The sequence below is a fragment of the Aquimarina sp. MMG016 genome (assembly GCF_018100805.1).
Lineage (GTDB): Bacteria > Bacteroidota > Bacteroidia > Flavobacteriales > Flavobacteriaceae > Aquimarina.
This window is the reverse complement of the sequence record NZ_JAGJEA010000007.1, coordinates 64120-84449: the sequence shown is the minus strand read 5'-3', so window position 1 is coordinate 84449 and position 20330 is coordinate 64120. Positions and strand designations below refer to the sequence as shown.

Sequence of the window (20330 nt, the reverse complement as noted above, 5' to 3'; positions counted from 1 at the left end):
AATTAGTATTCTACATACTCAACTATTTCGAGACCATATCCTATCATTCCAACACGTTTTTGTTGAACTGAATTAGAAACTAAACGAAGTTTATGAATATTAAGGTCGTGTAGAATCTGTGCTCCTATACCAAAATCTTTAGTATCCATAACTATTTTAGGAGCTTTGATTACATCTTTACCATTCTGAATTTCTTTTAAACCAGCCAATCGACCTAACAGGTTTAAAGATTGACTCTCTTGATTAATAAAAAGAATAGCTCCTTTACCTTCTGTATTAATTCTCTGAAACATTGCATCTAATCGCTTATCTGCATTATTTGTTAAGGTTCCTAGAATATCATTATTAAATAATGTAGAATTAACCCTTGTTAGAACCGGTTCATTCTCTGTCCAATTCCCTTTTGTTAATGCTATATGAATCTGATTATTGGTCGTTTGTTTATAAGCTCTTAACCTATAGTTTCCGAAGCGAGTAACAATATCAAAATCTTCTTTCTTTTCAATCAAAGAATCATGCTGCATACGATATGCTACCAAATCTTCAATAGAAACTAATTTTAAATCAAATTTCTTTGCAACCTCAACTAATTGAGGAAGACGAGCCATTGTACCATCTTCATTCATGATTTCTACAATAACTCCAGCAGGTTGTAGTCCTGCCAATCTTGCAAAATCAATAGCTGCTTCTGTATGACCTGTTCTTCTCAGCACTCCACCTTCTTTAGCTTTAAGAGGAAAAATATGTCCCGGTCTCGCCAATTCAAAAGATTTAGTTTCGTGATCTGTTAATGCCAAAACTGTTTTTGCACGGTCACTAGCAGATATACCTGTGGTAACACCATTACCTTTTAAATCTACAGAAATAGTAAAAGCTGTTTCCATAGGATCGGTATTATTACCTACCATCATATTAAGCTTTAGATCCTCGCAGCGCTGTTCTGTTAGTGGTGTACAAATCAATCCACGACCATGAGTAGCCATAAAGTTGATCATCTCCGGAGTGACTTTTTCTGCAGCAGCTACAAAATCACCTTCATTTTCTCGATCCTCATCATCTACAACGATGATTACCTTACCTTGCCTGATATCATCAATTGCTTCCTGAATGGTATCTAACTTAATCTTGTTTTTGGTTTCGGTAACCTGTGACATAATAAAATAATTGTGAATTTGAGTGCAAAGGTAATTTATATAATTCTTTTGGAGAACAATAATAGTAGATTATCTGATCTTAGCTATATCTTCTTTCATTGATTTTTTGTAAAAGAAATAGCTAACAAAATAAAGTGGTAAGCCAAACAAAAGAAATACAATACCATTTGATTTTTTATCCTCTTTAGTGATTTTCTGAAATCTTAACCAAATTCTGAAAGAGATAAAGAAAAATATTAAAAAGGAGACTACAGAAATTATATTAAAGATCATTAGCATTATTTGACTATCATTTGATTCTGCGGAAATAATCGAAATCACAATATTAATTACTATCAGAAAACTAAATATAACAATTGCTAAAATTGAGTTTTCATTAAAATCAGAATAGAGCTTTTTGATTCCAACGACTTCAGCTTCTGTAAACTCTCTAATTTTTATCTCTTCTTCAATAGTCTTATCTATAGTTTTCTTAGCTTTCTTCTTTTCAAAGAAATCTCTAATTGGCTGTACAAAATTATCAAGACTAAAGAATCCTTGATCTGTAGTGGCTCTATAGGTAAGGAAAATACTTAATGGAAAAATAATGAAAGTAGATAACCACGAACCTACATAAGGCGGCACCCCTCCTTCTTCTGCTCCATTTTTAGCAAAAATTCCTATAAAATGATAAGTTAAAAACAATAACACCCCAACTACGATAGGTAATCCTAGCCCTCCTTTTCTGATAATTGCTCCAAGAGGAGCTCCGACAAAGAATAAAAGTACGCAAGCAATACCCAAAGCATATTTGTCATGTAATGACATCTCATATTTATTCAGAGCTCTTCTGGTATCCCTTTCTCTTTTTATATTTGTTTCTATTTTTCTTAAAATTCCATCTGTATTAGAAAATGCCAGGCTGTAGATTTGCAACTTCTGTTTGGTATTAAAAGTCTCAATAAAATCTAAACTATCGTTAACTTTAACAGGCACAGAGTCAATTTTTAAGTTTCGGTTTAATTCATTAAAACCACTCCGTTTATTTACATCATCCCTTAAATTCCTGATCTCACTATTAAGTTTTGAAGAAAAAGTATCTATCTGACTTTGCAGATCAGATATATTAAGCATATTATATCCTTTTTTACTATTCTGAGCATCCATATCTACATTATCCAATGCAGACAAATCCATATTAAGAACATACTGCTTAAAATGCGCTTTGGCAAATGGTAGCTTTTTTCTTCTTTTAGGTGACTTCTGCTGGATTTCATCATAATAATTACCATCATTAAGTATTAAAGTCACAAGATCAGAATCTATACTACCTTTTAATTCTCCATCTACTGCTTTGATCACCGTATAATTACCGGCTCTTGGTGATTTCTTATGTATTATTATGTCTTTGAGATACTGACCATTATCTCCATATTTTTCTCCAACTTTAATATTTATATCACCCAAATCATTAAACTGATTAGGAGTAATAACCATTGCTGGTTTGACTTGAAAAATATTCTTTCTTAGATTTATAAACCTCCGTTCTGATGATGGCATAACAGTATTAGCAAACAAAAAAGCACCTATGCCAACAAAAAACATAAAAATAGCTAAAGTTCTCATAGCTCTTTGCAATGAAATTCCTGAGGATTTCATCGCTGCAAACTCATAATTCTCAGCAAAATTTCCGAAAATCATTATTGATGTCAACAAAATGGTAAGAGGAAGTACCATGGGTATTAACCTTGGCAAGGCGAAAGTCAAAAATTTAAGAATTACAGAAAAATCTAAATCTTTACCTGCTAATTCAGATATAAATAACCATATCGTCTGCAGCAAAAGAATAAACATGATGATAACAAAGAGCGGAAAAAATGTCTTTAAAAATGAAGTTAATATATATCTGTCAAGTATTTTCAAATCTTTACTTATAAATAAGTCCCGAGATTATTCGGGACAGTAATTAAATTATATAATTGTTCAAATATAAATTTAATCTAAACGATTGATATAATAATTTTCATATTTTGATTCATTAAATACAAATAATGTTTCAGATAATTGTTGATTTGTTTTAAAACTATTTATCGTTATCGTAACATTAGTCCCATTATTCTGTATTAAAATCATTTTATAGATATGTTTGGTTTGTTTGTCAATACCAAGAAGAATTTCTTTTAATTCACTTTTAGTATCAATCGGTGTCAATTTTACAAACTGAATTTTTCTTCCTTTTACATCCTGAACAATATCCATCTTATAAGAATATCCTTCTTCATAAAAAGTAAGCATCTTTGCTGGAGTAACACTGTTATCATCTTCTGTTAAAGATGAAATATTAATTTCCTCATCTTCAGGAATGATAACATGTAATTTCTTTCCATCAAAGATCTGCTGAGTGCCCATTAAATTTAACAGATACTTATTTCCTTTTAGGGTAACATCTCCTCTGGTTTCCTGAGAAACATTCTCAGCAGGATTGTTTAAAGCATATTTAAAACCAATAACAATATTATCGTAGCTTTTTACTTTTTTAGAAACCTCATCCAAAAGTTCCTTAGCACTCTGGGCCTGAGTACTCGTAATACAAAATGCAAATATTAGTAGGGCAATTTTTTTCATTCGTTTATTTTAAATTCTTTACTATTAATTTTTATTTAAACAGAAATATTATTTTTCATCAGCTAATAACTGTTGAAGTGCTACCAAATCCGTAACCAAGACTTGACGAGCCTTACTTCCTTCAAAAGGACCAACTATACCTGCAGCTTCTAACTGATCAATTAACCTACCGGCTCGGTTATAACCAAGTTTCAGTTTTCGTTGTAACAAAGACGCTGAACCTTGTTGCGCTGTTACAATTACTTCTGCAGCCTCATTAAATAATTTATCTCGGTCGCTTATATTTATATCAAGACTTGTGCCACTTTCTTCACCTGAATACTCTGGTAACAAATGCGCATCTGGATATGCTTTTTGGCTTCCTATATATTCTGTAATTCTTTCTACTTCGGGAGTGTCCACAAAAGCACATTGAATTCTGATTAAATCATTACCTTGTGTATACAACATATCTCCACGACCAATTAATTGATCTGCTCCTCCTGTATCTAAAATAGTTCGCGAATCAATTTTAGAAGTTACTCTAAAAGCGATCCTGGCCGGGAAATTAGCCTTGATCATACCTGTTATCACATTAACTGATGGTCGTTGCGTAGCAATAATCAAATGAATACCGATAGCACGAGCAAGCTGTGCTAATCTGGCAATAGGAGTTTCTATCTCCTTTCCAGCAGTCATAATCAAATCTGCAAACTCATCAATAACAAGTACAATATATGGTAAAAACCGATGTCCATTTTCGGGATTTAATTTTCTGGCCTTGAATTTAGTATTATACTCTTTAATATTACGAACCATTGCATTTTTCAGTAAATCATATCGGGCATCCATCTCAATACATAATGAATTTACTGTATTAATAACCTTGGTATTATCTGTAATAATAGCTTCTTCAGTGTCTGGAAGTTTAGCCAAATAATGACGTTCTATTTTATTAAATAATGTAAGTTCGACTTTCTTAGGATCTACTAAAACAAATTTAACTTCTGCAGGATGTTTCTTGTATAATAAAGAAGTCAAAATAGCATTCAGACCTACAGATTTACCCTGCCCCGTAGCACCAGCCATCAACAAGTGGGGCATTTTTGCCAAATCAACTACAAAAGTTTCATTAGAAATTGTTTTACCCAAGGACAGTGGTAACTCCATTTCCGCATTCTGAAATTTGGAAGATGAAATTGCTGATCTCATGGAAACAATCGTTGATTTCTTATTTGGTACTTCAATACCAATTGTCCCTTTACCTGGTATTGGAGCAATAATTCTAATTCCAAGCGCTGCTAATGAAAGAGCTATATCATCTTCTAGATTTTTAATTTTAGAAATACGAATTCCCGCTTCAGGTACTATTTCGTATAAAGTAACTGTTGGCCCAACCGTAGCTTTAATCTGAGCAATCTCAATCTTGTAATTTTTCAGAGTCTCTACAATTCGATTTTTATTTTCTTCTAGCTCTCCCTGATCAATAGTAATCCCTCCTACTTGGCCTGTGTAATCTTTAAGTAAATCAATTGTTGGAAACTTATATCTACCTAATTCTAACTTTGGATCAAACTCACCAAAATCTTTAACCAATTTATTACTTATTTTTTTAACTACCTCTTCTTCTTTGGTAGTTTCAACTTCCATCGCAATATCCTCAGGATTATCCTCTGACTTGATAATCAACTTCTCAGGAATATCATTAGACCTGTTAATTGGATCACCATAAAAATCATTGATTGTAGGCTGTACATCTAATGTCTGTGTGTTAGAAGTAGGTGTTTTTTCCGGTTCTTTTGTTTTAGAAAGCTCAATTGTGGTATTAGTTTTAACCGGTGTTGTTTTTTCTCTTTTGGCGTCAGAAGTTACAGTTTTTCCATTTTTGGAGCCATTAATTTTTGTCGCAGATTCGTAATCTTTTACGATAGCTTTCTGCGTATTTTTTAGAGAATCTGAAATTTTTTCGGGAGTATATCTTAATCTTACTACTATATATACAATTGCAAAAAATGTCAATACCAAAACTGTACCTATAAAACCAATATAATCTCTCAGAAAGTCATTAGTTTCATATCCAATTACTCCTGCCAGCAAACCTCCTTCTTTTTCAACAAAACCAAGTACTACAGAAATCCAGGTCATCACTAAAATCCCCCAGAACCAAAACCCTGCAAGTTTTTTTCTGCTTAAATCAAAGAAAAGATAAATACCGGTCAGCGAAGTCAGAACAGGAATAATCAATGAAGCAATACCAAAACCTTTATAAATAAAGAAATGACTAACTGAAGCACCAAATTTACTCAACCAATTCTTTACAGAAATTGTTCTATTATAAAACTGGGAAACCTCACTTTGATCCACTTTCCAATTATAAAAAAATGAAATAAAAGCAAAGAATAAACCTATTCCCAAAAAAAACAGAAAACTACCCAAAACAACTTTTTGCTGTCTTGATAAGTTAAACTTTTCTTTTAAAGAAGTTTTGGTCTTTGTATTGGTTTTCCTTTTAGTTGTTGCCTTTTTTTTAGCCATATTTATATGTCTTATCGCAAAAATACGAATATCTATATTGGAACGTAGAAATGACTAAAAAATTTTCTTTTCATCTATTATTAAAATTAAAAACAAGACTGAATATTATAACAGTTTTAGAAGTGATTTTAATAAGTAATTAACTTTTTAATAAGCTGAAAATTATTAACTTATAACCAACAAAAAAGTAATTTACTCTTTAGTTTCGCCAACTTACCATTCAAAAAAATAACGTTCACCAATTAACAGTTCTATTTTACAATCAGAACCTGTTAACTACATCATATACACATAAATCTAATTACACAAAAACAAAAATGTTATGAAAAATTTACTTTTATCTTTTACGCTGATCCTATCATCCATTACGTGGTCTCAAGATGTTAACGATGTTATCACTTTAAAAAACGGAAGTGTTATCATAGGTAAGATTACAGAATTTAATTACAATCAAAACTTATCGATACAAACAAAAGATGGTTACAATTTTGTTTTTAGGGCAGAAGACCTAAAAAGTGTTAAGAAGCAACAGGCAGAAAGTTTTCAAGGTAATGCTAATAGTAGAACTCAAAATTTTAGAAACAGTAATCAGGGATATAGAGCTCCTCAAGTATCAACTCAGCCCAACTATCAACAGGTAACTCCTAATAATAATTTTACCTCTGGAACTGCTGTTACCCCACAACAAGGGAACCTTGGCAAATCAAATAATTTCCAAAATATGCAAGCCAATAACGCAAATCGGCAATTTGCAAATACGCCTAACCACACCAATGGCAACCCTAATATTTCTAACTATCAGCCATCGGTAACATACGGAAACGCTCAACAAATGCATCAAGCGAACCAAAATGCTCCAATACCAAATCAATATAATAGACAAGCAACCAATCCAAACACCTATCAATACAATGCTAACACTGCTGATAGATATCGGCAAAATCCTGTAGAGAATTCTTATAATGCAAATTCAAATCAGCTACGTGATTACAATCAAAATTATGATCCAAATTATAATCGAAACTATAGTCCAAATCAACTTCAATCTACATCAACAGGCAATCCTGCGCAATCAAATTTAAGACAACCAATGCAAACTCAGAATCCAGATATATTTACTAATATTGATAATTATGGAAGCATTAACAACAACAGGGAGTTTGACTGCTCAAAAGGATTTGGAAATTATGGCTTCATTAATAAAACAGGTAAGGACATTGTTGTAAGTCTTCAGAGAAAACAAAAAGATGGAGTTTATGGAGATTATAGAGAAATATCTATTATAGCAGGATCTAAAGGATATTTTAATAACATCAAATCACAAAATTATCCTTTCTTTATAAAAGTCAAAAATTCTATAGGAAATAACAGAAACGATTTCCTGATATTAGGTAGAGGAAAGATACAGGTAGAACCATGTAAAACGACTTTTATAGAAATTAAATAGTTTAATATTTAAATATCATATTAAAAGCTATCTAAAAAATTAGATAGCTTTTTTATAAGAAGTATGGTACGTAAATAATTAATCCAATAATTACGGCTGTAATTGCTGCAATAAACACTGCTCCTGCTGCGACATCTTTTATAAACCCAATTTTATCGTGAAAATCAGGATGAACAAAATCTGCAATCGCTTCAATTGCCGTATTAACGCCTTCTACACTCATAATCAATCCGATAGCAAAAATTTGCAGCATCCATTCTGTTTTGGTAATATTCAAATAAAATCCTGCCACAGTCATTACAATGGTAATGCCAACCTGAACCTGAATACTAGGTTCTGTTCTGATGAGCAACAATGCTCCTTTAATAGCGTAGCCACAGCCCCGGAGTCTGCCAATAATAAATTTAGAGACCTTACTCATTATGTCCTATGACAATACTTTTAATGCTTCTGCATAATTAGGTTCCTGAACAATTTCTGGTATTTGTTCGGTATAAGTAACAGTTCCTTCTTCATCCAGAACAATCACAGCTCTGGAATGTAATCCTTGCATTGGTCCGTCTACTATCTCTAAACCATAATCTTTACCAAATTTTCCATCTTTAAAATCGGAATGATTTATGACATCGTTTAGCCCTTCTGCCCCACAAAATCTTGCTTGAGCAAATGGTAAATCCCGAGATATACATAAAACCTTTGTATTAGAAAGCCCACTAGCCTCTTTATTAAATTGTCTTACAGATGCTGCACATATTCCGGTATCTAAAGAAGGAAAAACATTTAGCACTACTCTAGATCCCTTATAATCTGATAATTTCGAAGTTGACAAATCTGTATTTACTAATTCAAAGTCAGGTGCTTTTTGTCCAATTTCTGGTAAATTACCATTAGTATGAATTGTATTTCCTTTTAGAGTTATTGAAGCCATTTTAAGTGATTTTTGTATTGATTAAATAAAATTATATTTAGTTCTTCAAGTTTACATATAAGTGGAGAAATAAAAAAATATTTAAGGTTGAATAATTATAAAAACGCTAGCCCAAAAAGTTAGAAACTAAAAAAGCGGTCATTCTTTTAAAAATAACCGCTTTTTAAATATTATCAAGGAATCTTAAGAACTAAGTATCAATAGACCCTAAAACACGTTGCATAAAATTATTAAGAGCTTCTTTTTTAGAAGTTCCGGCCTTCACCATTTTATCTACTTCTAATGCACCGTACATATTAGAAATCAACTCTCCGATTACATCAAGTTCTTCATCTTTTAGAGAAGGTATTTCTGTTAAAGCTTCTAAAGTTTCTATAGTTTCAACCACAAAATCTTCATCATTCTCTTCGATGAAATTGGTAAGATGTTTAATTACTGGTAACTTCATTTACTAATTCTTTTAAAACATCAAATTTATTAGTCTGCACTTGTCCTACAAAAGAACCATTTTTAAAGGTAGCAAAAGTAGGGAGGTTATCTACGGTTGCCATTTTTCTGGATTCTGGATATTTTTCAGCATCTACGACAACAAATGTTGTGGAATCGTTTTCTGAAGCCAATTTTTTGAATTTTGGTTTCATAATCCGACAATTACCGCACCACGATGCTGAATATTGTACTACAACCGTATCATTACTTTCCACTAATTGAGAAAGGTTATCTTCTGCTAATTCTTGAATCATAATTATTTTGAGTTAAAATCTTAGATAAGAATTTCTCCGATAGTAATACATATCGGAGAAACTTAAATTATTTTGAATATTAGTTAGATGCCAGATAAGATGCTACTCCTTCTCTATTAGCATTCATAGCCTCTTTTCCTTCTTCCCAGTTAGCCGGACAAACTTCACCATTCTTCTGAACGTGAGCATAAGCATCTATTAATCTCAAAAATTCTGCTACATTTCTTCCTACTGGCATATGGTTGATTCCTTCATGAAAAACAGTCCCTTCTTCATCAATCAAATATGTCGCTCTGTATGTTACGTTATCACCTTCAACTGTTACAACACCTGTTTCTTCATTATATGTCTCATTAGTAATATCAAGAATTCCTAATGTGTTAGAAAGGTTACGGTTAGAATCCGCAAGAATTGGATATGTTACTCCTTCAATACCTCCATTATCCTTAGAAGTATTTAACCAAGCAAAATGAACTTCTGGAGTATCACAAGAAGCTCCTATAACAATTGTATTTCTCTTCTCGAATTCAGCTAAAGCTTCCTGAAAAGCATGTAATTCTGTCGGACAAACAAAAGTAAAGTCTTTTGGATACCAGAAAAGTAATACTTTTTTATTTTTATTTTTAGCCTCTTCCAAAACGTTAAGCTTGAATGTATCGCCCATATCGTTCATTGCGTCAACATCAAGATTTGGGAATTTTTTACCTACAAATGCCATTTTTTTCTTTTTAAAATTTAAACATTATTATTTTTAACAGCGCAAATATACATTTCCAGATTGTACTAATAGACCTTATTAATTTTAATTACTTATACGCTAATAGTTTTTTCTAATGTTGCACAAACACCTACATTTTAATCAATATTCTTACAAATAGGAAAAATACCTTACAATAATTACGGATAAATTACACTTTTTACAGGATGATTTACATTTTGTTAAATCTATTTTCGTATTTTCGTCCATGGATTTAGTCTAAAAAACAGCATAGATTGAGAAATCTTTTATACTACATAACTATTTTATTTCTAGTGTATTTAGCCCCAAATACACAAGCACAATCTTCGCTTTCTTCGGATAGTATACAAGTATATATTGAAAAAGCAGAAAGTTTATTAAAGCAATATAAATACGAAGAGTCTATAGAAATTGCAAAAGTAGCATTACAAAATGCTGTATTTAATGATGATGGTAGAAGCCAAGGATATATCTTTAATATAATTGCCAAAATTTATGAGATCAATGAAGATGATGGTAAAGCATTAGATAATTATCTAAAAGCATTAACACATTCTCAGATCTCTAAAAGCAAAGAATTAGAGACCGATCTTCATAATAAAATTGCCAACTTATATATAAAACGTAATGATTATAGAGTTAAAGGTTTAGAATTCTACGACAAATCTTATAAGTCTGCAATTAAACTGAAAGACACTTCAAGAATGATAAAACCTTTATTAAATCTTGGAGAATACTATATTTCTATAAATGATTATGAAACTGCATACCAAAATCTCTCTCCGGCAGAAGATTTAATAACTAATAAATCTACCAGTTTACATAAAACAAAACTTAATAGGTTATTAGGAAAATACTATGTTCGGAACGAGCAATATCAAGAAGCCACGGAATCTTTAAAAAAAGCTATAGAATTTGCAACCAGAGAGACAACAAACAAGAATAATGATAATGAGTTGATATCCACATTTCATGAGGAGTTATCAAAAGCGTACAAAACCAAGTCCGAGCTTGATTATCAACAACAAAAATACAAAGAAGCTTATGTTGATAATGAAGAATACATAAAAAACTTACTTATTGCCAAGGAGATAAAAAAAGAAATTGTACTACAGAAAGCAAGTGTGAAATTTGATGTAGAACTTAAGGATGAACAGATAAAACAAGCCAAAGAAGAAAAAGCGGAAAGAGATTCAGAATTCATCAAGTGGCAAATTAGTATCATTCTTGGAGTAGTACTTATATTAATTTCTTTAGCATTTTTGATAAGTTCTTATAAAAATAACATACAAAAGAAAAATCTTAATAGTGTTCTTATTGAAAAGAATAAAGAACTTGTAAATGCAAAAGAAACAGCAGAGCAGGTATCTACTTTAAAATCGCAATTCATATCTACCGTTAGTCACGAACTTAGAACTCCTTTATATGGCGTAATAGGACTTACTTCCCTCTTAATGGAAAACCCTGAAGAAAAGAAAAAGGCAGAGTATCTGGAATCCCTAAAATTTTCAGGAGATTATTTGTTAGCACTAATTAACGACGTATTACAACTTAGTAAAATAGAGACTAAAGAGGTTAAGCTAGAAAAAGTATCGTTTGATATTAGATCCTTAATCGAAGGAATTGTTAATTCTTTGCACTCAAAACAAAAAAACAACAACAATACCGTACACATTAATATTGACAAACAAATAAAAACTACGTTAATAGGAGATTCTGTTCGATTGTCTCAAATATTGATTAATTTAATTGGTAATGCGCTTAAATTCACCAATAATGGAAACATTTGGATAAAAGTGAAATGCCTGGAATATTTAGATAATACATATAAGTTACGTTTTATCATTAAAGATGATGGAATAGGAATCCCTAAAACCAAACAAAAAACAATCTTTGATAATTTTGCCCAGGTAAAAAATCAAAACCTAGAATATGAAGGCACAGGTTTAGGTTTGGCCATAGTAAAGAAACTAATACACTTACATAATAGCGAGATATATATTAAAAGTGAAGAGGGTGTTGGCTCAGAATTTTATTTCGATCTATCTTACGAAAAAGCAATCAAGGATGAGGAAATAGCTTCAAACAAAGGAGAAAACATAAGCATAGGAACCACCAATTTTAATGTTCTTATAGTTGATGACAATAGAATAAATCAGATTGTGACCCAGAACATCCTTAAGAAAAAAGGATACACCTGTGACGTTGCTAGCAATGGATCGGACGCTATTGATATGCTAAAAAAAGGAAATTTCGATCTAGTTTTAATGGATATTAATATGCCGGAAATGAATGGACTAGACGCCACAAAAGTAATTAGGACTTTTAATATACATATCCCAATCATTGCTCTAACTGCTGTAGAAGAAGGTGAAATAAGAGAGCAAGCACTTTCTGTTGGTATGAATGACGTTATCATAAAACCTTATGATACCCAACAATTTTTTCAGACTATAATGAGAAATATCGCCAGAGTAAAACTAATTTAGATCTGTTAAAATTTCTACAAATAAGAATAGCTAAGAAACATTTAACCCGGCAAACTAAAGCCGAATTCTTTGGAATACCTTAATTTAGAGGTCTAATTATAGATCATCTTACTAATTATGAATTCAAAGAAAATAGGTTTCAATACGATATGTACACATGTAGGAGAAATTGACGACAAACAATTTAAAGGAGCTATTTCTCCTATTTATCTATCCACTTCTTATGCGTTCGAGAACGTTGATATCAAACGCTATCCGCGCTATTTTAATACTCCTAATCAAGAAGCATTATGTAAAAAGATTGCTGCATTAGAAAAGGGAGAAGCATCCTTAATTTTTGGCAGCGGTATGGCAGCAATTAGTACTGCTCTTTTTGCTTTTTTAGCAAAAGGAGATCATATCGTATTACAAAGAACACTTTATGGAGGTACGGCAAATTTGGTTAATGAGGAATTCGAGAAACACGGTATTGAATATTCTTATGTTGATTCTCAGGCAGTAGATGGTTTTGAACAAAAAATAAAACCAAATACTAAAATTATTTACATAGAAACCCCTTCGAATCCATTATTAACAATAACTGATATTAAAGCTATTGCCGATTTAGCTAAACAGAAAAATATTATCACTATGATTGATAATACATTTGCTTCTCCTGTTAATCAAAATCCAATCGAATTAGGAATTGACATTGTTATTCATTCTGCTACAAAATATTTAGGCGGTCATAGTGATATACTTGCTGGAGCAGTTATTTCTTCAGAAGAACTTATAAAACGAATTTTTCAAGTAGCTAAAAACTTCGGAGGCAGCTTAAGTGATTTTACGGTCTGGATGCTGGAAAGAAGTATAAAAACATTAGGTATTAGAGTAAAACGGCAAAATAAGAATGCGATGAAACTTGCAAAATGGCTTCATAAAAACGATGATATTGCCGCCGTTTACTATCCGGGGTTAAAATCACATCCTGATCACGAATTGGCTAAAAAACAAATGAAAGGTTTTGGTGGAATGCTATCCTTTGAGCTAAAAAAAGGACTAGACGCCAGTAAATTTCAAAAAGAATTAAAGTTAATTAAAAGCTCTATGAGCTTGGCAGGAGTAGAAAGTACTATCCTATCTCCCACCCTTACTTCTCACGCTTTATTAAGCGAAGAAGAAAGAGATTTACAAGGCATAAAAAATGGATTACTTAGATTTAGTGTTGGGATTGAGGAAACTAGTGATCTAAAAAGCGATATCCGACAAGCATTAGAAAAAATTAAAGTTTTACAATTAGAGCATTAAAAATATGAAATTGGATATTCTTGCCGTAGGAGCTCATCCTGATGATGTTGAGTTGAGCTGTTCCGGAACTATTGCTAAAGAAGTTCATAGAGGCAAAAAAGTTGGAATTCTGGATCTTACCAGAGGTGAACTAGGAACCAGAGGGACTCCTGAAATTAGAGATCAAGAAGCTAATAAAGCAGCAGAAATACTTGGAGTTTCAGTTAGAGAAAATTTAGGATTCAAAGATGGTTTCTTTGTTAACGATGAAAAGCATCAATTAGAGATCATTAAAATCATCAGAAAATACAAACCAGAAATAGTTTTATGCAATGCCATTACTGATCGCCATATAGATCATGGAAAGGGAAGTAAATTGACAAGCGATGCTTGTTTTTTATCAGGACTCAGAAAGATTGAAACTTTTGTCAATGGAAAAGCACAAGAAGCCTGGAGACCTAAATATGTTTATCACTATATACAATGGAAAAACATTGAACCAGATGTCGTAATTGATATTAGCGGATTCATCGAAAAAAAGGTAGAAAGTGTAATGGCATACGCTTCACAATTTTATGACTCCAGCAACCAAGAACCTTCTACTCCAATATCAAGTAAAAATTTTCTGGATAGTATTAAATATCGTGCAGCAGATTTAGGAAGAATTATCAATGTAGAACACGCTGAAGGCTATACTGTAGAACGCTATGTAGCAGTGGATTCCATTTTTGATTTAATTTAATATAAAAAAATGTTTGTAGAAACATATAAATACCTTATTTTTGCAGCCGAAATTAAATGGTGGTTGTAGCTCAGCTGGTTAGAGCATTGGTTTGTGGTACCAAGGGTCGCGGGTTCGAATCCCGTCTTCCACCCTTAAAATAGAAAAGACCTTGATATACAAGGTCTTTTTTTTATACAATACATTTCATTCTTTAAAACTACTCTCCGTCTTCCTCCACCCCATCAACGATTAATCTATCCTCTTTATTAGCTATCTCCCAAGCGGTATAAAAAACTAATTGTGCTCTTTTAGCCATTAAATCATATTCTATTTTATCAGGAGTATCTGTAACCTGATGATAATCTTCATGAACCCCGTTAAAATAAAATATGATAGGAATATTATGCTTAGCAAAGTTGTAGTGATCACTTCTAAAATAAAAACGATTAGGGTCATTCTTTGCATTATAAGTATAATCTAAATCTAATTTAGTGTATTTAGCATTGACCTCCTCACTTATGACATGAAGTTCTGTACTTAGTCGATCACTTCCAATTAGGTATACATAATTATTCATTTCTTCTCCTTCATGCTTCTCATCTATTCTACCAATCATATCAATATTAAGATCCGTTACAGTATTCTCTAAAGGAAAAATAGGGTTTTCTGTATAAAATCTAGATCCGTACAATCCTTTTTCCTCACCAGTAACATGCAAAAACAAAATCGACCTCTTAGGCCCCACTCCATCCTTCTTAGCTTTAACAAAAGCTTCTGCTATTTCTAATAAGCTTACCGTTCCAGAACCATCATCATCTGCACCATTATAAACATTACCCTTTGCATCTACACCCACGTGGTCATAATGAGCTGATAAAACAACAATTTCCTCTGGTTTTTCTGTTCCTTTAATATACGCCAATACATTTTCTGAAGCTTTAATCCCTCCTCTAAAATAACTCTCCGGAATCTCTTGAAAATAATTATCATCACCTAATGGAGAAGGGATACCTAATTTTTTGTATTGCTTTTTTAAGTATTCTGCTGCTTTTTTCTGACCTGGCTCTCCAGTATCTCTACCTTCAAAATCATCACCAGCAAAAACATATAAATAATCTTTCAATTCTTTAGAAGTAATACTTTTTCCATACTTGGTTAGATCAGACTTGCTAATTTTCACTTTTGATACAGAAATTTTGTCTTCAGATTTTTTATCAGAACTTGAGGTTTTATATGAACCACCACACGAATAAACCGCTATAAAACCAAAAATCAATAAAAAATTTTTCATACTTTAAATATTAAAAACGCTCTACAATATACTCATTTAGACCAACATGGTTTAATGATTTTTTTCTTTGCTGAAATATTACAAAATTATTTTAAAATAATTCTTTTTAGAATTAAAAAAGGTTTTATATTTGCACCCGCATTCAGGGAATACCTGATGAGACCAAACACTGGAGAAATGGCAGAGTGGTCGAATGCACCGGTCTTGAAAACCGGCGAGGGTCACACCTCCGGGGGTTCGAATCCCTCTTTCTCCGCAAAAAGAAACCCGAAATAAAAATTTCGGGTTTTTATTTTGTGCCGATTCAAGCTTTTTTAGTTTAAAATCCTAGGCCATATAAAAGCTATAATAAAATACAACAATCTATTTAGTACAAGCTACACATATTCCATTGAAATTCATTAAGTCTCCACCAATGGAAATAGTATCCTAAATTACATTTTACCCCAACCATTATTAAGATCACTATCTGAAAAACACTTTAGTATTGATATAAAAAGTAAGAAAACAAATAAACCTATTCAAGACAACACTACAACCATATGACTTACAGTATATTAAACTAACAAACTATAAACTTTTCGCCTAAAAAAAAACCTTCGATATTTATAGTTTTAATATTTACCTGCCTCACAACAACCTATTAGATCTATAATTTATCTATTAATTTTACTCGCAACATTTGCGTTATTAAGAGTTTGTTGTATTTTTGACTTCTCTAAGATCTTGGCATTGATTTTGATCTTAGTGATGCCCCAAAGAAATACTAAGAACTTTCCTTATTTAAGAATTTCAACTATAATAAATAAATTATAGCCGATAGATTTATAAAAATAGATATACATGAAATCATTACAAATTATCTTTTTACTCCTATTAACTCATATTGGGTTTAGCCAAGTCAGAAATGAATATGAAATCTCTTTTCAGAATGCAGTGCATCATGAAGCAGAAGTAAAAGCAGTTTTCACTAATTTAGACGGTGGTACCATTTCATTAAGAATGAGTAGAACATCACCTGGCCGCTACGCTTTACATGAATTTGCAAAAAATGTATATAATGTAACGATTACTGATAGTAAAGGAAAAGACGTTACTGTTACAAGACCTAATCCCCATCAATGGGATGTATCTGGTCATGACGGAACTTTAAACGTTTCATATACCCTATTTGCTAATCGAGGAGATGGAACATACGCACAAATAGATGAAACTCACGCACTTCTTAATATTCCTGCTACGTTCATGTACATCCCAACATTAAAGGAACGTCCTGTACAAGTAACATTTACTACTAGGGAGGATCTAAATTGGAAAGTTTCTACACAGTTAATTCCTTTAGGTGGAAATAAATTTTTAGCTCCAAATCTACAGTATTTTATGGATAGTCCGGTAGCAATCAGCGATCACACTATCAAAGAGTTTAAAGTAGATTCTCGTGGCACCGAACACACTATTCGCTTAGCAATTAGACACTTAGGAACAGAGGAAGAAACTGATCAATATTTTGAACAAATAAAAGCTATAGTAGCACAAGAAAAAGCTGTGTTTGGAGATTATCCAAATTTTGATTATGGTGAATACACCTTCCTTGCTTGTTACATGCCACAGGTTTCAAGAGATGGCATGGAGCATCGTAATTCTACGGTTCTTACCTCTCCAAAAAGCCTAGACGAAGGAGGAATGAAAGGTAATATTGGTACTGTTGCTCACGAGTTTTTTCATGCTTGGAATGTTGAACGTATTCGCCCAATTTCTTTGGAACCTTTTGATTTCGAAGAGGCAAATATGTCTGGAGAATTATGGTTTGCAGAAGGTTTCACAAGTTATTACACAAATTTGATTCTTTGTAGAGCAGGCATTATATCTCAAGACGAATACATAGAAAAACTTACCGGAACCTATAACTATGTCTGGAATTCTCCAGCACTACAATATTTTAACCCTATAGAAATGAGCTATCAGGCTCCCTTTGTGGATGCCGCCAAATCGGTTGATCCAGTAAACAGAAGAAACACTTTTGTTTCTTATTATTCTTACGGCAGTATGCTAGGATTAGCATTAGATCTTTCTCTTAGAGATTATAAAGACGAACTAAATCTTGATGACTACATGAAATTGGTTTGGAATAAATATGGTAAAAATGAAATACCATACACTATCGAAAATCTATTTTTTACATTAAGAGAGTATGCCGGAGAGTCTTTTGCTGATGATTTCTTTGAAAATTACATTTTTGATAGTCAGATTCCGGATTTCAAAAAATTATTTTCATCTGTAGCTATTAATTTAAAGAGCAATGCCAAAAAAGCTTATTTAGGAGTAGATATTAAGTTTAATGAAGATGGTAGAGCTGAAGTATCAAAATATGTCTTAAAGGGAACACCAGCTTACGAAGCAGGTATAGAAAAAGGAGATATTATTGTCGCTATAGACAATCAATCTTTTTCTGATAAAAACCAGTTTAATCAAGCCATTGCAAAATATAAACCTGGTAAAAAAGCCACCATTATATATGAAAGATTAGGGGTAGAATTAAAAACTATAGTTAAACTAGGTGCAGATCCTTCAGTAGAAGTTACCCAATTTGAAAAGCCCAATAAAAAAGCGCTATTAAAGCGAGAAGAATGGCTAAAAGCTAGATAAAAACAAAAGACAATCAATAAAAAAAGTGTATGAAATAATTTCATACACTTTTTTTATATATCAAAATTTAAAAAAGAAATTAACGTCTTACTGCATCCAAATAGCGATTAGCTTCGTTTAATTCTTTTCTTGTTTTCTCAAGCTCTTCTTTATACTCCTCTATTCTTTCATCCACATCATCAAACTCTCTTAACTTAGTTTTTAAGTCATGAATATTAACATAAGAATCTATAATATTAGTATACATATCATATCGATACGTGGAGTCCTCCTTAGGAATTGTTTTTTGTAAATCAACTATTTTAGAACTAATCACTTGATTTAAATATTGTAAGTTTTGACCAGGAACATCTAAAGAGTCTATAAGAGATCTTACCTCTTTCATACCTTTAGAAAACTTTTTCTGATACTCCATTTCTTTTTCGATCAAAGCAGAGCGTTCTCTCCAAACGGCATTTTCCTTAAAAGGTACCCTGTCAAAATCAAAATAAAATGCTGTAACGATTAATGCTGTAGTAAAAAGAAACAATAAGGAAAATTTCAATATACTATTCCTTCTTTCTTTACTATTCTTTGGCTTCATAAATATAATTTAGTTTGTGTGTATAATAATTAGTCTAACAAGAAACTTCGTCTATTTTTGACATCTTGTTTTGCGATTACTTCTTCTTTGACAAATATATTAGAATCTGATTTCTTACCAATATAATCTAACTCATTTAATTTCTTAAAAAGAGAAAGCATTAATTTAGTAAAACCAGAAACATGGTGTAATGATTTATTAATATCGGTATGCTGATATTCTATTTCTATCATCTCAACCAATACATTTTCAAATGCGCCTTGATTAAGATCACACCAATCGGATAGATAATTTAACAGTTCTTCTTTTCCAGTACCCACATAAATATCCATACTATTTTTCATAACCCTAGCTAAAGCCATTAGCTTGGTTATCATAATTATCGGAGGTTGATGACGGTCATACAATCTATAATCAGGCAACATACCACCCAAATGCTGAAGAGTATTCTGGGCTAAAGTCAGAACCATAGTAGCTAACTCATTAGTTTGCTTCTTCTGATATATTTTCTGAATAATATTCATTGAATACTTTTCTATTGCACTAAAAAAAGTATGAATCTCCGTATAAATATATTTTAAATCCTGATGACTCTGTATTGATGAACACGGAGGAATAAAATCTTCTGCTAAAGCTGGAACTCCTTCATTAAATATAATTTTACCTACAGTAATGTGATGTTTCCCAAATTCATTTTCATTAGCTTCGGCAGCCGTTAAGACAGCTAAACCATACTCAGGTAATACATTAGGATGTCTAGGAGGCTCTTCATCAGGATCGGCATCACCTATAGGAACTCTCTCATAAGGATTAACAGTAAGGACTATATAACACTCATCATCATCTTCATTAGGCTTATATTCGGTTTTAATAATATTCCCTTTTTGCTCCAAAAAGGAGGAAACTTCAGGTGTTATATTAATGATACTTCCACCAGGAGTGACTGCTTTACACCTATTAAGTTGAACTTTTATCGTGTCCTGACCATCTATAGAAAATACCATATCTACCGCCTCTTCTGATTCGGTATTGGGTAACAAACCATAATTAACCGAATTAATATCTTTAGAAGCAATCAGCTGGGACACATTAACAAGGGCATTCTCAGATTCAATAAAATGATTTTTATTGATCTTCATCCCATCAATCCAATTCACACTATAATGACTCTTATTATTAGAACTCATATTATTCTTTCTTAT

The 20330-nt window shown here is 31.9% G+C and carries 17 protein-coding genes and 2 tRNA genes; 7 read left to right on the top strand and 12 right to left on the bottom strand.

Going from position 1 to position 20330, the window contains the following annotated elements:
- Positions 1-2: 2 nt before the first annotated feature.
- The 4 genes from ribB to J8M14_RS14615 all read right to left on the bottom strand — a co-directional run bounded on the left by ribB (position 3) and on the right by J8M14_RS14615 (position 6272).
- On the bottom strand, positions 3-1154 hold the full coding sequence (gene ribB / locus J8M14_RS14630; RefSeq protein WP_211075555.1) for a 3,4-dihydroxy-2-butanone-4-phosphate synthase: 1152 nt from the start codon (positions 1152-1154) through the stop codon (positions 3-5).
- Positions 1155-1223: 69 nt separating this feature from the next.
- Positions 1224-3056 carry an LptF/LptG family permease gene (locus J8M14_RS14625; protein WP_211075554.1) on the bottom strand — a complete coding sequence of 611 codons (1833 nt, stop codon included), beginning with the start codon at positions 3054-3056 and terminating at the stop codon, positions 1224-1226.
- 72 nt (positions 3057-3128) lie between these two features.
- Entirely contained in the window at positions 3129-3758 is a 630-nt protein-coding gene (locus J8M14_RS14620) for an outer membrane lipoprotein carrier protein LolA (RefSeq protein ID WP_211075553.1), read from the bottom strand.
- A gap of 48 nt (positions 3759-3806) precedes the next feature.
- Positions 3807-6272, bottom strand: coding sequence for a DNA translocase FtsK (locus J8M14_RS14615; RefSeq protein WP_211075552.1), 2466 nt, complete (start codon positions 6270-6272; stop codon positions 3807-3809).
- Between the two features lie 322 nt (positions 6273-6594).
- Between J8M14_RS14615 and J8M14_RS14610 the strand changes: the two genes are divergently transcribed.
- Positions 6595-7719, top strand: coding sequence for a hypothetical protein (locus J8M14_RS14610; protein WP_211075551.1), 1125 nt, complete (start codon positions 6595-6597; stop codon positions 7717-7719).
- Positions 7720-7771: 52 nt separating this feature from the next.
- On the opposite strand, the gene J8M14_RS14605 is transcribed toward J8M14_RS14610, so the two are convergent.
- From J8M14_RS14605 to J8M14_RS14585, 5 genes are all read right to left on the bottom strand, one after another.
- On the bottom strand, positions 7772-8140 hold the full coding sequence (locus J8M14_RS14605) for a diacylglycerol kinase family protein (RefSeq protein ID WP_211075550.1): 369 nt from the start codon (positions 8138-8140) through the stop codon (positions 7772-7774).
- Positions 8141-8146: 6 nt separating this feature from the next.
- Positions 8147-8647, bottom strand: coding sequence for a thiol peroxidase (gene tpx / locus J8M14_RS14600; protein ID WP_211075549.1), 501 nt, complete (start codon positions 8645-8647; stop codon positions 8147-8149).
- Between the two features lie 190 nt (positions 8648-8837).
- Entirely contained in the window at positions 8838-9095 is a 258-nt protein-coding gene (locus tag J8M14_RS14595) for a hypothetical protein (protein WP_211075548.1), read from the bottom strand.
- Complete coding sequence (locus tag J8M14_RS14590; protein ID WP_211075547.1) at positions 9076-9390, bottom strand: thioredoxin family protein; 315 nt, start codon at positions 9388-9390, stop codon at positions 9076-9078. Before J8M14_RS14590 ends, J8M14_RS14595 begins: the two co-directional genes overlap by 20 nt.
- A gap of 79 nt (positions 9391-9469) precedes the next feature.
- Complete coding sequence (locus tag J8M14_RS14585) at positions 9470-10108, bottom strand: peroxiredoxin (protein ID WP_211075546.1); 639 nt, start codon at positions 10106-10108, stop codon at positions 9470-9472.
- A gap of 275 nt (positions 10109-10383) precedes the next feature.
- Here J8M14_RS14585 and J8M14_RS14580 point away from each other — a divergent pair, with 275 nt between their 5' ends.
- From J8M14_RS14580 to J8M14_RS14565, 4 genes are all read left to right on the top strand, one after another.
- Positions 10384-12618 carry a response regulator gene (locus J8M14_RS14580; RefSeq protein ID WP_211075545.1) on the top strand — a complete coding sequence of 745 codons (2235 nt, stop codon included), beginning with the start codon at positions 10384-10386 and terminating at the stop codon, positions 12616-12618.
- A gap of 117 nt (positions 12619-12735) precedes the next feature.
- Complete coding sequence (locus J8M14_RS14575) at positions 12736-13905, top strand: PLP-dependent aspartate aminotransferase family protein (RefSeq protein ID WP_211075544.1); 1170 nt, start codon at positions 12736-12738, stop codon at positions 13903-13905.
- A gap of 4 nt (positions 13906-13909) precedes the next feature.
- On the top strand, positions 13910-14626 hold the full coding sequence (gene bshB1 / locus J8M14_RS14570) for a bacillithiol biosynthesis deacetylase BshB1 (RefSeq protein WP_211075543.1): 717 nt from the start codon (positions 13910-13912) through the stop codon (positions 14624-14626).
- A gap of 58 nt (positions 14627-14684) precedes the next feature.
- Positions 14685-14760, top strand: a tRNA-His gene (locus J8M14_RS14565).
- A gap of 65 nt (positions 14761-14825) precedes the next feature.
- Here J8M14_RS14565 and J8M14_RS14560 read toward each other — a convergent pair.
- Positions 14826-15899 (bottom strand): M28 family metallopeptidase, encoded by a 1074-nt coding sequence (locus J8M14_RS14560; protein ID WP_211075542.1) that lies wholly within the window; start codon positions 15897-15899, stop codon positions 14826-14828.
- 171 nt (positions 15900-16070) lie between these two features.
- On the opposite strand from J8M14_RS14560, the gene J8M14_RS14555 reads away from it, so the two are divergent.
- A tRNA-Ser gene (locus tag J8M14_RS14555) sits at positions 16071-16155 on the top strand.
- A gap of 587 nt (positions 16156-16742) precedes the next feature.
- Entirely contained in the window at positions 16743-18545 is a 1803-nt protein-coding gene (locus J8M14_RS14550; protein WP_211075541.1) for a PDZ domain-containing protein, read from the top strand.
- 79 nt (positions 18546-18624) lie between these two features.
- Here the strand turns inward: J8M14_RS14550 and tssO are convergent, their stop codons facing one another.
- The gene (gene tssO / locus J8M14_RS14545) at positions 18625-19128 is read right to left on the bottom strand and encodes a type VI secretion system TssO (RefSeq protein ID WP_211075540.1); all 504 of its coding nucleotides are present in this window, start codon (positions 19126-19128) and stop codon (positions 18625-18627) included.
- A 29-nt stretch (positions 19129-19157) separates the two neighbouring features.
- A complete protein-coding gene (locus J8M14_RS14540) occupies positions 19158-20315 on the bottom strand; it encodes a hypothetical protein (RefSeq protein ID WP_211075539.1) in 1158 nt (385 codons plus the stop codon).
- Positions 20316-20330: the final 15 nt, after the last annotated feature.

What these genes read in the sequence shown, in the direction of transcription:
- ribB (WP_211075555.1), bottom strand. Translation starts at nt 1,154, where the DNA reads ATGTCACAGGTTACCGAAACCAAAAACAAGATTAAGTTAGATACCATT.
- J8M14_RS14620 (WP_211075553.1), bottom strand. Translation starts at nt 3,758, where the DNA reads ATGAAAAAAATTGCCCTACTAATATTTGCATTTTGTATTACGAGTACT.
- J8M14_RS14615 (WP_211075552.1), bottom strand. Translation starts at nt 6,272, where the DNA reads ATGGCTAAAAAAAAGGCAACAACTAAAAGGAAAACCAATACAAAGACC.
- J8M14_RS14610 (WP_211075551.1), top strand. Translation starts at nt 6,595, where the DNA reads ATGAAAAATTTACTTTTATCTTTTACGCTGATCCTATCATCCATTACG.
- J8M14_RS14605 (WP_211075550.1), bottom strand. Translation starts at nt 8,140, where the DNA reads ATGAGTAAGGTCTCTAAATTTATTATTGGCAGACTCCGGGGCTGTGGC.
- tpx (WP_211075549.1), bottom strand. Translation starts at nt 8,647, where the DNA reads ATGGCTTCAATAACTCTAAAAGGAAATACAATTCATACTAATGGTAAT.
- J8M14_RS14595 (WP_211075548.1), bottom strand. Translation starts at nt 9,095, where the DNA reads ATGAAGTTACCAGTAATTAAACATCTTACCAATTTCATCGAAGAGAAT.
- J8M14_RS14590 (WP_211075547.1), bottom strand. Translation starts at nt 9,390, where the DNA reads ATGATTCAAGAATTAGCAGAAGATAACCTTTCTCAATTAGTGGAAAGT.
- J8M14_RS14585 (WP_211075546.1), bottom strand. Translation starts at nt 10,108, where the DNA reads ATGGCATTTGTAGGTAAAAAATTCCCAAATCTTGATGTTGACGCAATG.
- J8M14_RS14575 (WP_211075544.1), top strand. Translation starts at nt 12,736, where the DNA reads ATGAATTCAAAGAAAATAGGTTTCAATACGATATGTACACATGTAGGA.
- bshB1 (WP_211075543.1), top strand. Translation starts at nt 13,910, where the DNA reads ATGAAATTGGATATTCTTGCCGTAGGAGCTCATCCTGATGATGTTGAG.
- J8M14_RS14560 (WP_211075542.1), bottom strand. Translation starts at nt 15,899, where the DNA reads ATGAAAAATTTTTTATTGATTTTTGGTTTTATAGCGGTTTATTCGTGT.
- J8M14_RS14550 (WP_211075541.1), top strand. Translation starts at nt 16,743, where the DNA reads ATGAAATCATTACAAATTATCTTTTTACTCCTATTAACTCATATTGGG.
- tssO (WP_211075540.1), bottom strand. Translation starts at nt 19,128, where the DNA reads ATGAAGCCAAAGAATAGTAAAGAAAGAAGGAATAGTATATTGAAATTT.
- J8M14_RS14540 (WP_211075539.1), bottom strand. Translation starts at nt 20,315, where the DNA reads ATGAGTTCTAATAATAAGAGTCATTATAGTGTGAATTGGATTGATGGG.